At 70.2% G+C, this 13,645-nt stretch carries 13 protein-coding genes; 4 read left to right on the plus strand and 9 right to left on the minus strand.

Translation table 11 applies throughout. The annotated features are described in order from the left end of the window. Positions 1-2: 2 nt before the first annotated feature. A complete protein-coding gene (locus tag IU476_RS14825; RefSeq protein ID WP_195100483.1) occupies positions 3-1,592 on the minus strand; it encodes a carboxyl transferase domain-containing protein in 1,590 nt (529 codons plus the stop codon). 94 nt (positions 1,593-1,686) lie between these two features. Here IU476_RS14825 and IU476_RS14830 point away from each other — a divergent pair, with 94 nt between their 5' ends. Continuing rightward, positions 1,687-2,280: an SACE_7040 family transcriptional regulator gene (locus tag IU476_RS14830; RefSeq protein WP_195100484.1), complete on the plus strand. Its 594-nt coding sequence runs from the start codon at positions 1,687-1,689 to the stop codon at positions 2,278-2,280. Between the two features lie 4 nt (positions 2,281-2,284). Here IU476_RS14830 and IU476_RS14835 read toward each other — a convergent pair whose 3' ends face one another. Next, positions 2,285-2,725 (minus strand): SRPBCC family protein, encoded by a 441-nt coding sequence (locus tag IU476_RS14835; protein WP_195100485.1) that lies wholly within the window; start codon positions 2,723-2,725, stop codon positions 2,285-2,287. A gap of 620 nt (positions 2,726-3,345) precedes the next feature. On the opposite strand from IU476_RS14835, the gene IU476_RS14840 reads away from it, so the two are divergent. Beyond that, the gene (locus IU476_RS14840; protein WP_324194062.1) at positions 3,346-4,602 is read left to right on the plus strand and encodes a TetR/AcrR family transcriptional regulator; all 1,257 of its coding nucleotides are present in this window, start codon (positions 3,346-3,348) and stop codon (positions 4,600-4,602) included. Positions 4,603-4,614: 12 nt separating this feature from the next. Here IU476_RS14840 and IU476_RS14845 read toward each other — a convergent pair whose 3' ends face one another. The 5 genes from IU476_RS14845 to mftF all read right to left on the minus strand — a co-directional run bounded on the left by IU476_RS14845 (position 4,615) and on the right by mftF (position 9,869). After that, complete coding sequence (locus IU476_RS14845) at positions 4,615-5,322, minus strand: NUDIX hydrolase (protein ID WP_195100487.1); 708 nt, start codon at positions 5,320-5,322, stop codon at positions 4,615-4,617. Positions 5,323-5,388: 66 nt separating this feature from the next. Further along, a complete protein-coding gene (locus tag IU476_RS14850; RefSeq protein WP_195100488.1) occupies positions 5,389-5,664 on the minus strand; it encodes a hypothetical protein in 276 nt (91 codons plus the stop codon). Positions 5,665-5,704: 40 nt separating this feature from the next. Further along, positions 5,705-6,679, minus strand: coding sequence for an aliphatic amidase (locus IU476_RS14855; RefSeq protein WP_195100489.1), 975 nt, complete (start codon positions 6,677-6,679; stop codon positions 5,705-5,707). A gap of 357 nt (positions 6,680-7,036) precedes the next feature. Next, on the minus strand, positions 7,037-8,389 hold the full coding sequence (locus IU476_RS14860; protein WP_228823665.1) for a GAF domain-containing protein: 1,353 nt from the start codon (positions 8,387-8,389) through the stop codon (positions 7,037-7,039). A gap of 82 nt (positions 8,390-8,471) precedes the next feature. After that, the gene (mftF, locus tag IU476_RS14865) at positions 8,472-9,869 is read right to left on the minus strand and encodes a mycofactocin biosynthesis glycosyltransferase MftF (protein ID WP_195100491.1); all 1,398 of its coding nucleotides are present in this window, start codon (positions 9,867-9,869) and stop codon (positions 8,472-8,474) included. 473 nt (positions 9,870-10,342) lie between these two features. Between mftF and mftR2 the strand changes: the two genes are divergently transcribed. Beyond that, complete coding sequence (gene mftR2 / locus IU476_RS14870; protein ID WP_195100493.1) at positions 10,343-10,981, plus strand: mycofactocin system transcriptional regulator MftR2; 639 nt, start codon at positions 10,343-10,345, stop codon at positions 10,979-10,981. A gap of 55 nt (positions 10,982-11,036) precedes the next feature. Next, positions 11,037-12,092, plus strand: a complete 1,056-nt coding sequence (locus tag IU476_RS14875; RefSeq protein ID WP_195100496.1) for a ferredoxin--NADP reductase — start codon at positions 11,037-11,039, stop codon at positions 12,090-12,092. Between the two features lie 8 nt (positions 12,093-12,100). Here the strand turns inward: IU476_RS14875 and IU476_RS14880 are convergent, their stop codons facing one another. Both IU476_RS14880 and IU476_RS14885 read right to left on the minus strand, forming a co-directional pair. Next, positions 12,101-12,844, minus strand: a complete 744-nt coding sequence (locus IU476_RS14880) for a DNA alkylation repair protein (protein WP_195100498.1) — start codon at positions 12,842-12,844, stop codon at positions 12,101-12,103. Beyond that, positions 12,841-13,623, minus strand: a complete 783-nt coding sequence (locus IU476_RS14885) for an aspartate/glutamate racemase family protein (protein ID WP_195100500.1) — start codon at positions 13,621-13,623, stop codon at positions 12,841-12,843. Before IU476_RS14885 ends, IU476_RS14880 begins: the two co-directional genes overlap by 4 nt. Between the last annotated feature and the right edge of the window lie 22 nt (positions 13,624-13,645).

Raw genomic sequence — 13,645 nt, forward strand, 5'->3', positions numbered from 1 at the left:
CATCACATCCGGAAGACACCGTAGGAAACGGGTTCGAGCGGCGCCTGGGCGCACACCGAGAGGGCAAGGCCGAGAACCGTTCTGGTGTCGGCGGGGTCGATGACGCCGTCGTCCCACAACCGCGCGGTGGAGTAGTAGGGATTGCCCTGCGCCTCGTACTGCTCGCGGATCGGGGCCTTGAACGCCTCCTGGTCCGCGGCGCTCCAGGAGTCGCCGAGCTGATCGCCGCGCACGGTGGCCAAGACCGAGGCGGCCTGTTCGCCGCCCATCACCGAGATCCGCGCGTTCGGCCACATCCACAGGAAGCGCGGCGAATACGCGCGGCCGCACATGGAGTAGTTGCCCGCGCCGTAGGAACCGCCGATCACCACGGTCAGCTTCGGCACGCGCGCGCAGGCGACGGCGGTCACCATCTTCGCGCCGTGCTTGGCGATGCCGCCGGCCTCGTAGTCGCGGCCGACCATGAAGCCGGTGATGTTCTGCAGGAACACCAGCGGCACGGACCGCTTGTCGCACAGTTCGATGAAATGCGCGCCCTTGACGGCGGATTCGCCGAACAGCACGCCGTTGTTGGCGACGATGCCGACCGGATGGCCGTGGATGCGGGCGAAGCCGGTGACCAGGGTGCGGCCGTATTCGGCCTTGAACTCGGCGAATTCGCCGCCGTCGACGACGCGGCGGATCACCTCGCGCACGTCGTAGGGCGTGCGCAGGTCGACCGGCACCACGTCGTAGAGCTCGGACTGCGGCGCGATCGGATCCACCGGCGGCGAAACCTCCCACGGCGCCGGCGCCTTGGGCCCCAGGGTGCTCACGATGGAACGCACGATGCGCAGCGCGTGCTGGTCGTCGTCGGCCAGATGGTCGGTGACTCCCGAAGTGCGCGAGTGCAATTCGCCGCCGCCGAGTTCCTCCGCGGTGACCACCTCACCGGTGGCCGCTTTCACCAGCGGAGGCCCGCCCAGGAAGATGGTGCCCTGGTTGCGCACGATGACGGCCTCGTCGCTCATGGCCGGGACGTACGCGCCGCCCGCGGTACACGACCCCAGAACGGCGGCGATCTGCGCGATGCCCGCGGCGCTCATGGTCGCCTGGTTGTAGAAGATGCGGCCGAAGTGCTCGCGGTCGGGGAACACCTCGTCCTGGTGGGGCAGGTGCGCGCCGCCGGAATCGACGAGATACACACAGGGCAGGCGATTCTGGAGCGCGACCTCCTGCGCCCGCAGGTGCTTCTTGACCGTCATCGGGTAGTAGGTGCCGCCCTTGACGGTGGCGTCGTTGGCGACGATGACGCACTCGCGACCCGACACCCGGCCGATGCCGGTGATGATGCCCGCGCCCGGGCAGGCGTCGTCGTACATGCCGGTGGCGGCCAGCGGCGACAGCTCCAGGAACGGGCTGCCCTGGTCGAGCAGCTGGTCGACCCGCTGCCGCGGCAGCAGCTTGCCGCGCGCCACATGCCGCTCGCGCGCCTTGGCCGGCCCGCCGAGCGCGCTCGCCGCCAGCCGCGCGCGCAGATCCTCCACCAGCGCCAGATGCGCGGCGCGCGGGCCGACCTCGGCCGAGCGCTCCGCGTCCCGCGTCACCGTCATCACGCCATCCTGCCCGGTTGGTTAATCGCCAATAACTGGAATTTAAGATAACCTTCATTAACCGAGTTGTCCATGCTTGTTCGAAGGAGGCGCGATGAGCAGCGGTGATGCCCCCGCGACCACGCGCCGCGAGCAGTTGAAGGCGCAGCGCAGGCAGCAGCTGCTGGAGGCCGGCGCGCGCCTGATCGCGGACCGCGGCTTCCCCGGCGTGCGGCTCGACGACCTGGGCGCGGCGGCCGGCATCAGCGGCCCGGCGGTGTACCGCCACTTCCCCAGCAAGGAGGCGCTGCTGGTGGAATTGCTGGTCGGCGTCAGCCAGCGGCTGCTGGAGGGCGGCAGAGCCGTTGTCGCGCAGTTCTCCGCGCCGCGCGAGGCACTGGCCCGGCTGATCGACTTCCATCTGGATTTCGCCCTGGGCGAGCCGGAGTTGATCCGCATCCAGGACCGCGATCTGGAGAATCTGCCCGAGGCCGCACGCCGCCAGGTGCGGCGCACCCAGCGTCAGTACGTCGAACTCTGGGTCTCGGTGCTGTGCCGGCTGCACCCGGATCTGCCCGAACCCACCGCCCGCGTGCAGGCCCACGCCGTCTTCGGGCTGATCAACTCCACCCCGCACAGCGCCTCGGCGGCACTGGCCACCCGCGCCCGCCCGATCCTGCGCGACATGGCCACGGCCGCCCTGTCGTGAGCGGTCAGCGCCGCAGTTCGCGGTCGGCGGTGGCGAGCACCGACCGGATGCCCAGTGCCACCAGCGGCGCCAGCCCGAGGGTGTAGGCGTCGCCGAAAAGCGGTGCGACAACCTCGAATTGGGCATGCCAGCGCACCCGCGTGCCACCCGGCACCTCGTCGAACCGCAGCACGCCGTCCTGCGCGCGCATCGGCGGGAACGAGGTGAGGTGGCGGTAGCGCAGCAGTCGCGGCGGCTCGTACTCGACGATCTCCTCGGTCAGCCGCAGCAGCGGCGTCACGAGCAGCCGGACCGCCCCGACCCCGTGCTCGGCGACATTGCCCGGCCGCACCAGGGTGACCCGGCGGACCAGCGAGACCCGTTGGAAGTTCGTCGCATCGGTGAGCCAGTCGAACACGTCCTCGATCGGCGCCTGGATCGTGCGTTCCAGGTCCACCTTGCGCATTCGTACTCCGTTCGGGCCGTGGTGGTGTGAGACTCGCAGCGCAGCCTACGATTCGAAACACGCGCCGAGCCAGGCACTCGCACCGAACCGATGCGATTTCGAGACCCCTTGTGACCGCTTCGATTACCCAACGGTGACCAACGCCGCGCGACTCGGACATTTCGGTCCGATAGTGCCGGAATCCTACTCGCACAGCAACTCTCGGGGACGGAGCGTGCGCCACGATATTCGGACGTCGAATCATGTTGCAGGACTGTTACTTACAGAACGATCGAGCACGGAGTCGAGAAAACCGTTGAGACAGCGCGGATCCGGGTTCACCGGAGGCCGAGCGCTCCCCTGACACCGGACCCAGGGGGCGCGCTCGGTCGTTCGCGATTACCCACACATCGGTTATGTTACTAGTGATTCTCATCATGCGAAGCCCGTAGGAGCAGCAAATATCGAGTACCTTCGGCTAAGCTCCGCAACGATGTATTCAGAGGTTCATGATATTTCGGCCGCCGGTCCGCGAATACCACGCTTGTCATCCGGAACCGGCGGTAACACAGACCGTCGATGAATCGCCTGGTAGCTACCATGGCGTCCATGAATGTCGGCCAGAGAGACAGGCCATACCCGTGAGTCGAGCACCGCGCGGCACCGCGCACGAGGCAGAACAGCCGACAACAAAACCGCAGGAGCGCGTGATCCGGCGGCGGCCGAAGAACCGCCGGGCCCAGATCGCGGCGACCTCGGCGGCCGCGTTCGGCTCGCTCGGCTACCACGGCGTCAGCATGGAGGACATCGCCGCCAAGCTGGGCATCTCCTCCGCCGCCCTGTACCGGCACTATCCGAGCAAATACGCGCTGTTCCGGGAGGAACTGCTGCGGCTGGGCACGGCCACCCTCGCGGCGGTCACGCTGCCCGAGGAGAGCGCCGGCCGGTCCCCCGAGGAGCGGCTCGGCCAGGTGATCGACGCGATCATCGCCGACACCATCGCCAACCGGACGACGGTCGCACTGGTGCGCTGGGAACGCCGCTACCTCGAGGACGACGACCGCAAGACCCTCGACGACCAGTTCACCGCGGCCCTGACCACGCTGCGCGACCTGATCGGCGAGCTGCGGCCCGAGCTGTCGCGGCGCGATCGCCTGGTTCGCGCGGTATCGGTGTTCAGCGTGATCAGCAGCATCGGTGACCATCACGCCGCGCTGCCGGTGAAAGCCATGACGGCCGTGCTGAATTCGGCGGCGTGGTCGGTCGTCCGGGCCGATCTGCCGGCCGCGCAGACCGCCGCGCGGACGCCGCGCGCGGTGGAGATCCCGCAGTCGTTCAAGCACGAGCTGCTGTTGAAGAAGGCCGTCGAACTGTTCCACGAGCGCGGCTATCCGAACGTCAGTGTCGAGGACATCGCGCTGGCGGCCGATCTGTCCGCGGCCTCGGCGGTCTATCGGTACTACCGGAGCAAGAGCGATCTGCTCGCGGCGGCCTTCCGGCGAGCGGCCGACCGGATGTCGGGGGCGATCGGACCGACGGTCGCGGCCTCGCCGACACCGGCCCAGGCTCTGTCCAAGCTGATCGATCTGTACGTCGCCGGCTCGTTCGCCGAGCGCGAGCTGACCTTCGTGTACTACGCGGAGTTCGGGCACGTGGCGGTCGAGGAGCGCACGATGCTGCGCAACGTGCAGCGGCTCATCGTCGCGGAGTGGGTGAAGCTGCTGGTCGAGGTGCGCCCGGAACTGCCCGAGGCACAGGCGCGCATCCTGGTGCAGGCGGCCTTCGGGCTGGTCGTCGACCTGGGCCGGGTGTTCGGCAACGACCAGCACATCTGCCCGCCCGACCGGGTGAGCAGCCTGATGGAGGTGATCCTGTTCGGGCGGCCGCAACCGCAGTAGCCCGGCCGGGCCTCAGCTCGGCCGCAGCATCGGCGGATGCAGCACCCGCGCCGGTCCCGCCCGGAACAGCTGGGCCGGGCGGCCGCCGCCCACCGTGGTGCGTCCGGTCGGCTCCACGAAACCCGGTGTGCTGGTGACCTTCCGGTGGAAGTTGCGGGGGTCGATACTGGTTCCCCACACCACCTCGTACACCCGCCGCAGCTCCGCGACGGTGAATTCCGGGGCGCAGAAAGCCGTTGCCAGCGGCGTGTATTCGAGCTTGGCGCGGGCCCGCTCCACCCCGTCGGTCAGGATGCGGCGGTGGTCGAAGGCCACCCGGCCCCGGTCCACCAGCAACTCCTCGACCGACCAGAGGGCGGCCGCCGAGGCGTCCGGACCGGCTTGGGGGGCAGGCAGATTCGGCACCAGCGCGAGATAGGCGGTGCTGATCACCCGGCCGCGGGGATCGCGCCCCGGTTCGCCGTAGGTGGCCAGCTGCTCGAGATGCAGGCGATCGGCCCGAATCGCCGTCTCCTCCCGCAGCACCCGCACCGCCGCCGCCGACAGGCTCTCGTTCTCCTGCACGAAACCCCCGGGCAGCGCCCACCGGCCGCGATACGGCGCGTACAGCCGCTGTACCAGCAGTGCGCACAGCGTGTCGTTGGTCGACCGGCGTGCGCCGAGGGTCAGCACGACCAACTCCACCCCCACCGCGGCATTGAGGCGAAAAGCATTGCCCATGGCCGCGATTGTATTCGTCAGAATGACGATAACGAGGGGTCGAGATCTCCGGGGGCGCCCGGCCCGCTAGTTCGCCGCGATCTGGGTGAACGGCGCGTAGTCGCGCACATGGCCGTCGGTCCAATCCCACAGCGACGCCGGATCCACGGCGATACCGCGCTGGAGCAGCAGTCGCCAGCCGAGGGCTTCGCGCGACCAGATGTCCCCGTCGCGGTCCAGATACAGGCCGGGCAGGTCGGGTTCCACCGCGGGGGCGGAGATCCGCGGCGCTTCCCGCACCGCGCCCAGTGCGGCCCACACCGCCGATCGATTCGACATCACCGTCGTGTCCTCTCCGTGCATCAGCCTCTCCTTTCTCCCTTGCGTTCGAACGAATTGCGGGCTAACGGAAGCCACCGGCGGCGATCTCGTGCACCTGCTCCTGCGCCTTGACCGGGTCGTTGATCCACGTGCGGTAGAAATCGAGCGGGCAGTCGGCGGTGCCGCGCCGGCCGGTGCCCGCCGCCGTGAACGCGGCCGCGCCCCGATGCAGCAGGGCGTAGAGCGGCGAGCGGTCGAGCGGGCGGCATTCGCGCGCCGACAACCTGGCCACCCGCACCGCGTCCGGCTCGTCGCCGCACTCCGCGAGCGCGCGGCCGTCGCAGCCGTACACCGCCGACTGCCCGGAATACGAACGCACGCCGTCGGTTCCGGTGGCGCCCGCCACCGCGACGTACACATTGTTGGCCCAGGCCATGGCACGCGCCATCGCGGCCTGCCGCGCTCGGTCCGAACCCGGGAGCCCCTGGCACCGGACGATCAGCTCCGCGCCCTTCATCGCGCAGTCACGCCACAGCTCAGGGTAGTTGCCGTCCTCTCCGAGCAGGATCGAAAGCCGAATTCCCTTGGGGCCGTCGCACACATAGGTGGCATCGCCCGGCCAGGCGAGTTCGCCGTCGACGCCGGGCACGATCTTGCGGTAGCGCTGCACGATGTCGCCGCGCTCGTCGATCAGGATCGCGGTGTTGTACGGCGGCCGCCGCGGATGGTCCTCGTGGCATTCACCGGCGAGCGAGAACACGCCCCAGACCCGGTTGCGGCGGCAGGCCCGCGCCAGCACTTCCGTTTCGTCACCGGGGATCACCGTCGCCGTCGAATACAGCTCCGCCTCGTCGTACAGCACGCCCATCGTCGAATACTCCGGAAACACGATCAGATCCAGCTCCGGGTTTCGCCGGGCCACCGTGTCGACGACATGGCCGAGGGATCGGCAATTGGCCAGCACCTCGGATCTGGTGTGCAGGCGGGGCATTCGGCGGTTGACCACCGCCACACCGAGCGAATAGGCGTCCGAGCGGGTCCGTGCGGGTAGAGCCATTGGAAAATCTCCCCTTCATCAGGCTTCACCCGGAAGTATTCGGCAACCGCCTTCCGACCGGCTTCCGGCCGAATTGGCCCCGGGGACAAGCGATCAGCGAGCGCGCGCCGATTCGATGCGGCCGATGACCGGGAGCGGTGTGGCGAATTCTCCGCGAACCCGTCGGCGCGAGGGACGAACCCGAGCCGCGCGGCGGCCCGCCCTGCGGGTCGAAAGGTCCGGGAGTGCTGGCCCGTCGGTGCCGGACCTTCCCCGGGACCGGCACCGACGAAGCCTCGAGTGGCCCTACTTGAAGGTCGAACGCGGCCACTCCGGTGTTCAGGGTACCCGCAAGGAGCGACAAATCCGGTGCGGCGACTAGCCTTCCGCGCGGCGCGCGGGCGCCGACGCCGCCGCGGCCCGCCGATCGAGCACCCGGATCTTGGCCTCGATCTGCGTGTACAGCGCGCAATCACGCGCCACCACAGCGCGATACGCGCACCACGCGGCGGTGTCGTCGCGGCCGTCGGCGCCGGCCGTCCAGCGCGCCAGCACCTCGGGATCGCCGGAATCCAGCACCGCCGCCCGCAGCCGCACGCGGACCTCGTCGCGAATGTCGACCACGCCGGGCGCCGCCGAGCGGGGCAGCACCGGCCCGGCGTACAACCGCACCGCGGCGTCCACCGCCGCGGCGTCCAGAGCGGTTTGCAGCGCGGCGACATCCGTGGCGACCGCGGTGCGCAACCGGTACGGGCGGGATTCGATCGCCTCGGGCCCGATCACCGCGCGCAACCGCGACATCGCCGCGCGAATGGAGGTGTTGTCGAGCGCGGCGTCGTCCAGCAGCAGGGCCAGATGCTCCGCCGACAGTCCGGCGGGATGCTCGGCCAGCAGCAGCAGAATCTCGGCCTGCCGCCGCGACACCGCGACCCGCTCCCCGGACACGGTCAGTCGCGGCTGCCCCTGCCCGAGCACCGCCAGCCGCAGCCGCGTCCGTTCCGAATCCGGCACCGGCTCAGCGAGTTCCGGCCCGTACCGGCGGCGGTACGCCGACAGCTCCAGCTCCAGTTCCGCCGCGGTCGCCGCCGCCTCGACCAGCGCCAGCAGTTCCGGCCGGGCCGAGCGCGGCGCACCGGCGAGCATCAGCACCCCGGCCGAGCGCCCGCCCGGCTCGCGCACCGGCGCGGCCGCCGCCGTGATCGCGCGCAGCCGCCCCAGGTAGTGCTCCGGGCCGTGCACCCAGGCCAGGCGGCCGGTGCGCACCACCAGGCCCGCGGCATTGGTGCCCGCGCCGCGCTCGCTCAGGTCGTCGCCCTCGCGCAGGCCCGACTCGGCCATTGCGGCAACATGATTCGGGTCACCGAGAACCCACAGCGCCCGGCCGTACCGGTCGGCCACCACGACCACCAGCCCGGTCCCGGCGTTGCCGCCCAGCAGCAGCCTGGTGACCAGCGGCAGCACCGCGGCCAACGGATGCTCGTCCCGGCAGCGGCGCAGATCCGCGCCGCGCAGGCCGCGCGCGCCCGGATCGCTCGCGGGATCCAGACCCGCACGCAGACAGCGCAACCAGGACTCCAGCAGCACCGGCCGCAGCAGTCCGGGCAGTCGAGACAGCTCGGCCGGTCCCGCCGCGAGGTGACGATGCGCCTGGGCCGCATGGGTTTCCAACGCACCGAGCTGGTGCTCCGGCGAATGCCGCACCGCACCGCCGCCTGGGACCTCGCCGACCATTGGGCCCATCTTTCCCGTACCGACCGGCATCGGCAGCCCGGCGGGGCGAAATCCGGTTCCGCGGCGGCGAATACGGGGTGCGTCAGTGCGGCGGCACCGCGGGCCGCAGCGCGGCGACATTGCGCGCCCGCGCGGCGCCCCACCACAGTCCGGTGCCGTAGGCGAGATCGTCGAGCCGCTTACAGGCGAGGTAGCGCAGGGGGTCCAGGCCGCCGCTCTCGCGATGGGTGAACCAGTCCGCCAGGCCCTCGGCGACCACCAAAGTCATCGCGATGCGCCGGATCCGCCGCGAGACCACCATCGCCAGCACGGTGACCGGCCAGTAGTGCCGGCACAGCGCGGACACGATCCGCCACACGCCGCCGGAGAAGCCGCGCGCCAACTGGATCGCGGCCACGCGGGTGGGGTTGTCGAGTTCGGCGAAGACCCGCCGCAGCCGCACCAGCGCCGCCAGCAGCGTGACGATGCCGCCCGTCACGCCCCAGCGCGAGGCGGTCGCCAGCAGGGCCGTCGCCACCACCGACCAGAACGGCACCGACAGCGGCGCCACCATCCCCGCGTGCCGGCGCGCCAGCGGCGCCGCGCTCGCGCCGTGCGACACCTTGCCGCCGAACCACTTTCCGAACGACGCCGGATGGTCGCAGGACACGTGCGCGGCCGGCTCGTAGCGCAGCCGCCAGCCCGCGTGCTCGAGCCGCCAGCACAGATCGATGTCGGCCGCCGAGCGCATCCCCTCGTCGAAGCCGCCCTCGTGCAGCAGCGCGCGCCGGCGCACCAGCAGGGCCGCGCCCGGCACGTAGGACACCGCGCCGCGGGAGGTGACCGCGGCCTCGCGTCGGCCGTGGTCCAGGGTCGAGCGGGTCTGCTCGTAGCGGCCCAGCACGGTCGCCTCGGGTTCGCGCGCGACGATGCGCGGCGCCACCAGGGCCACCTCCGGGTCGCTGAAATGGCCGAGCATCACCTCGAGCCAGCCCGCCTTCGGGACCACGCCGGAATCCAGGAAGGCCACGAATTCGGTTGTGGCGGCGCGCAGCCCGGCATTGCGGGCGGCGGCCGGGCCGTGCCGGCGGTCGTGCCGCAGCACCGTGACCCGGCAGCGGCCGCGCGTGGGCGGAATGCGAACCGGGCGGTCCGAGCCGTCGTCGACGACCACCACGCTGTGCCCGCGCAGCGTGCCCAGCAGCCGTTCCAGCCCCGCGGCGTCGTTGCAGTGCGGGATCACGACGGTGACGTCCTCGGGCGAGGGCAGCAGCCGCGGGCGCGGGTTGCCCACACCGGAATCGAGCAGCCGCCTGGCAACCACCGCGGACTTCGGATCCGTCACCTCCAGATACCCGTCACCGATCAGGGCGGCCGCCTCCGGCGCGAGTCGCAGCAACCTCGTCGGCGAACCACCGACCAGGAACCGCCCACCGGAGTAGGTGCGCACCCGAGGATCGATTCGAACCCCGAACCCGTCGGGCAGTCGATCATGGCGCATTCCAGGGATGCTATGCGGTGACGACCGTCCGGTCATCCCGTGTCGAAAAAAACGGATCGAATTCGATACGAATACCGGCACAGTGCGCACACGGCCCGCCCGTCGACCGCACAGCTATTCCCGACGATTGCTGGCTACCGTTCGGCAATCATCGAACGGCGGTGACGCAGAACACGTTCGCACACTATGTAGTTCACCATTGGCTAACGCACTGTTGCGACCGCCCCGGCGCGGCGCACCGGGTCGCCGCGCACACGCGGACCCGTCGTCATCCGCGCGCTCTAGACTGCGGAGGGAAACAGCAGGTTGAACGAGCGGCAGATGACGGATAGCCGAGAGGCGGACAGTGCGGCAACTGCCTCGAGGTGGCATGGGAGTCGGACGGATGCAGACGAGCGGAGGCGGCCGGGCGGGCGCCGCGAACGGCGCCGATCGAGCCTCGCGCCGCACGGTTCGGGCCGGAGGACGGCAGGTTGCGTAATCACGGCGGGGCCGGGAGCGGCCCCAATCAGACCCTCTCGGAATCGGAGATCGTCGAGGCGGCACTGCGGGTGGTGCGCGAGGACGGCGTGGAGAAGTTGTCCATGCGCCGGCTGTCGCGCGAACTCGGCGTCTCGCCGATGGCGCCCTATTACTACGTCGCCGACAAACGCGAGCTACTCGATCTCGTTGCCACCGCGGCATTGACCGGCGTCCGGAAACCACCGGCGGCGGCCGGGCCGTGGCAGCACCGGCTGCGCGATCTCATCGATCAGATCGACGAGAAACTGCGCAAGCACCCGGGTCTCGGCGACGTACTGATCGAGCAGATGCTCGGCAAACAGCTCGATCTGATCGCCTCGATAATGGAGATCCTGTTCGACGCCGGGTTCGACGACCGCAATGTGCTGGCCGCCTACGCCACCATTCACACCTACCTGTTCGGGCGCGCGCGGGTGAATCCGCGCGACCGCACCGCGCTGAACGACGCGCCGCTGCCCGACGCCGTCGCGCGCGTTCTCCGGCACATGGGCGACCTGCGCGGGAAGTACACCTACGACTTCGGCATGGAGGTACTGATCGCGGGTCTGGAGGCCCAGCTTGTCCGGCAGCACGATGGCCACGTACGATGAAATTAGAACACGTTCTAGTTTCGGCGGCTCCGACTGCCCGGCTCGAGAGGACATCATGACCACTGTCGACGTACCGCACAGCTCGCGTTCGGCCGTGCTGCGGGTCTCCGCGGTGATCGCCGAGACGGGCGATGCCTGTTCGCTGGTGTTCGACGTGCCCGAGGAACTGCGCGAACGGTTCGCCTACCAGCCCGGCCAGTTCCTCACCCTGCGCATCCCCAGCGACCGGACCGGCTCGGTGGCGCGCTGCTACTCACTGGCCAGCTCGCCCTACACCGACGACCGGCCCAAGGTCACCGTCAAGCGCACCGTCGACGGCTACGCCTCGAACTGGGTGTGCGACAACGTGCGCGCCGGCGACGAGATCGAAGTACTGCCGCCCTCCGGCATTTTCACGCCCAAGGACCTCGACGAGGACCTGCTGCTGTTCGCCGCCGGCAGCGGCATCACCCCGGTGATGTCCATCCTGAAGTCGGCGCTGGCCCGCGGCGACGGGCGCATCGCGCTGGTCTACGCCAACCGCGACGCCGACTCGGTCATCTTCGCGAACGAACTGCGCGAGCTGGCCGACAAGCACCCGCAGCGCCTGGTGATCGTGCACTGGCTGGAGACGCTGCAGGGTCTGCCCAGCGTCGACGCGCTGGCCGCCGTGGCGGCGCCCTACACCGAGCGCCGCGCCTTCATGTGCGGGCCCAAGGCATTCATGGACCGGGTGCACGACGCGCTCGCCCAGCTCGACGTGCCGCGCAACCGCACCCACGCCGAGATCTTCAACTCCCTGTCCGGCGACCCGTTCGCCGACACCTCCCCCGCCGAGGTGAGCGAGGAAGACCAGGCCGACGCCGCCACCGTCGAGGTGGAACTGGACGGCGAGGTGCACAACCTGTCCTGGCCGCGGCGACAGACGCTGGTGGACATCATGCTGTCCAAGGGGATCGACGTGCCCTACTCGTGCCAGGAGGGAGAGTGCGGGTCGTGCGCCTGCACGGTGCTCGAAGGCAAGGTGGAGATGGACAATTCGGAGATTCTGGATCCGGAGGATATCGAGGCGGGGTACATCCTGGGGTGCCAGGCGCATCCGGTTACGGACCACCTCAAGATCCAGTTCTAGGCTCGGCGCTAACGCATTGCGCGGTAGGACTGTCTCGCTTCGGGATTCAGGTGTTCGGTGGCGTAACTCAGTGCGGTGCGGCCCATTCGGGGGGCGTGCTGGTCCAGGAAGTCGGTCAGTAGGGCTCGATCGATGCGTTTGCCTACCTCGCGGAGCATCCAGCCGACTGCTTTCTGGATGAGGTCGCGGCGGTCCGGGAGGAGGAGTTCGCACAGGGCGAAGGTGGTGGTGGGGTCGCCTGCCTTGATGAAGGCGAAGGTGGAGAGTAGGGCTACTCGCCGTTCCCACAGCGAATCCTGTTGGGCCAGTTGGAAAAGGAGATCGCGGGGACGATCCAGGAGCCACGGGCCGAGGATGTTCTCGGCGGAGACGTCGACGAGGTCCCAGTTGTTCACGCGGCCGCGGCGGACGGCGGCCAAGTAAAGGTCGACGATCTGCCGTTGGGCGGCCGCGTCCGGGGTGCGGGGCCGCATCGCCCGAGCCATGGCGGAATTGAGTGCCACCAGGCCGGCCAGCCGGTGCTCGTGCACGGGACTGTCCAGCAGCACGTCTACTTCCGAGAGTGGCAGGGCGGCAAAGCGTTTCGCTACGGCTCGGGTTTGCGGCACGCGCACGCCGAGGAAGACGTCGCCCTCGCCGTACTCGCCGGGGCCGGTCTTGAAGAAGCGCTGCAGGTGCAGTGCGTCGGCCGGGTCCGCGATCTCCGCCAGTGCCGCCTGCACCGCCGCGGCGGTCAGGGCGGCGTCGCTCACGGCGCGACCCGCTGCGCCGTGTCCCGGGCGCCGAGGATCCGGCCGGATTCGTAGGCGGCGGCCGCGGCGGGCAGCGCACCCGGGCGACCGCTGGCGAGCACCGTCACCGCGCCGGTCCCGCCGGTCGGGCGGCCCAGCGCGTCCATGCGCCGAAGTGTTTGGGCGGCAACGGCTTCCGCGCTGTCGAACAAGCGCACCCCGGCCGGGAGGGCGGCCACGATCGCGTCCAGCACCAGCGGGTAGTGCGTGCAGCCGAGCACCACGCCCTCGGTGCCGGGCGGGGTGCGCTCGGCGGCCTGCGCGATGGCGCGCTCGATGGCGGGCAGGTCGCCGCGGTCGATGGCGTCGGCCAGGCCGTGGCAGGCGACCCCGGTCACCTCGGCCTCCCCGCCGAAACGCGCGATCAGGTCGGCCTGGTAGCGGCTGGCGGTGGTCGCGGCCGTCGCCCAGACGGCCACCCGGCGGCAGGCCGCGGCGGCGGGCTTGATCGCCGGGACGGTACCGATCACCGGAACCTCCGGCCCTACCTCCACGCGCACCTGTTCCAGCGCCGTCACGCTGGCGGTATTGCACGGCAGCACGATCACCTCGGCCCCCAGCGCGAGCGCGCGCCGCGCCGCCTGCAGCACCCGATCCACCACCCACTGCTCCGGCTTCGGCCCCCACGGCGCCCCGTCGGGGTCGGTCTGCAACAACAGATCCACCTCGGGCCGCAATTTCCGCAGCCACGCCCCCGTGGGCAACATCCCCAAACCGGAATCGATGAGCGCGACGATCACACCCGCAACCTTATTCGCGCCC

Source organism: Nocardia blacklockiae (genome assembly GCF_015477355.1).
GTDB classification, from domain to species: Bacteria; Actinomycetota; Actinomycetes; order Mycobacteriales; family Mycobacteriaceae; genus Nocardia; species Nocardia blacklockiae.

What these genes read in the sequence shown, in the direction of transcription:
- IU476_RS14850 (WP_195100488.1), bottom strand. Translation starts at nt 5,664, where the DNA reads ATGCACGGAGAGGACACGACGGTGATGTCGAATCGATCGGCGGTGTGG.
- IU476_RS14825 (WP_195100483.1), bottom strand. Translation starts at nt 1,592, where the DNA reads ATGACGGTGACGCGGGACGCGGAGCGCTCGGCCGAGGTCGGCCCGCGC.
- IU476_RS14855 (WP_195100489.1), bottom strand. Translation starts at nt 6,679, where the DNA reads ATGGCTCTACCCGCACGGACCCGCTCGGACGCCTATTCGCTCGGTGTG.
- IU476_RS14845 (WP_195100487.1), bottom strand. Translation starts at nt 5,322, where the DNA reads ATGGGCAATGCTTTTCGCCTCAATGCCGCGGTGGGGGTGGAGTTGGTC.
- IU476_RS14835 (WP_195100485.1), bottom strand. Translation starts at nt 2,725, where the DNA reads ATGCGCAAGGTGGACCTGGAACGCACGATCCAGGCGCCGATCGAGGAC.
- mftF (WP_195100491.1), bottom strand. Translation starts at nt 9,869, where the DNA reads ATGCGCCATGATCGACTGCCCGACGGGTTCGGGGTTCGAATCGATCCT.
- IU476_RS14860 (WP_228823665.1), bottom strand. Translation starts at nt 8,389, where the DNA reads ATGGTCGGCGAGGTCCCAGGCGGCGGTGCGGTGCGGCATTCGCCGGAG.
- IU476_RS14875 (WP_195100496.1), top strand. Translation starts at nt 11,037, where the DNA reads ATGACCACTGTCGACGTACCGCACAGCTCGCGTTCGGCCGTGCTGCGG.
- IU476_RS14830 (WP_195100484.1), top strand. Translation starts at nt 1,687, where the DNA reads ATGAGCAGCGGTGATGCCCCCGCGACCACGCGCCGCGAGCAGTTGAAG.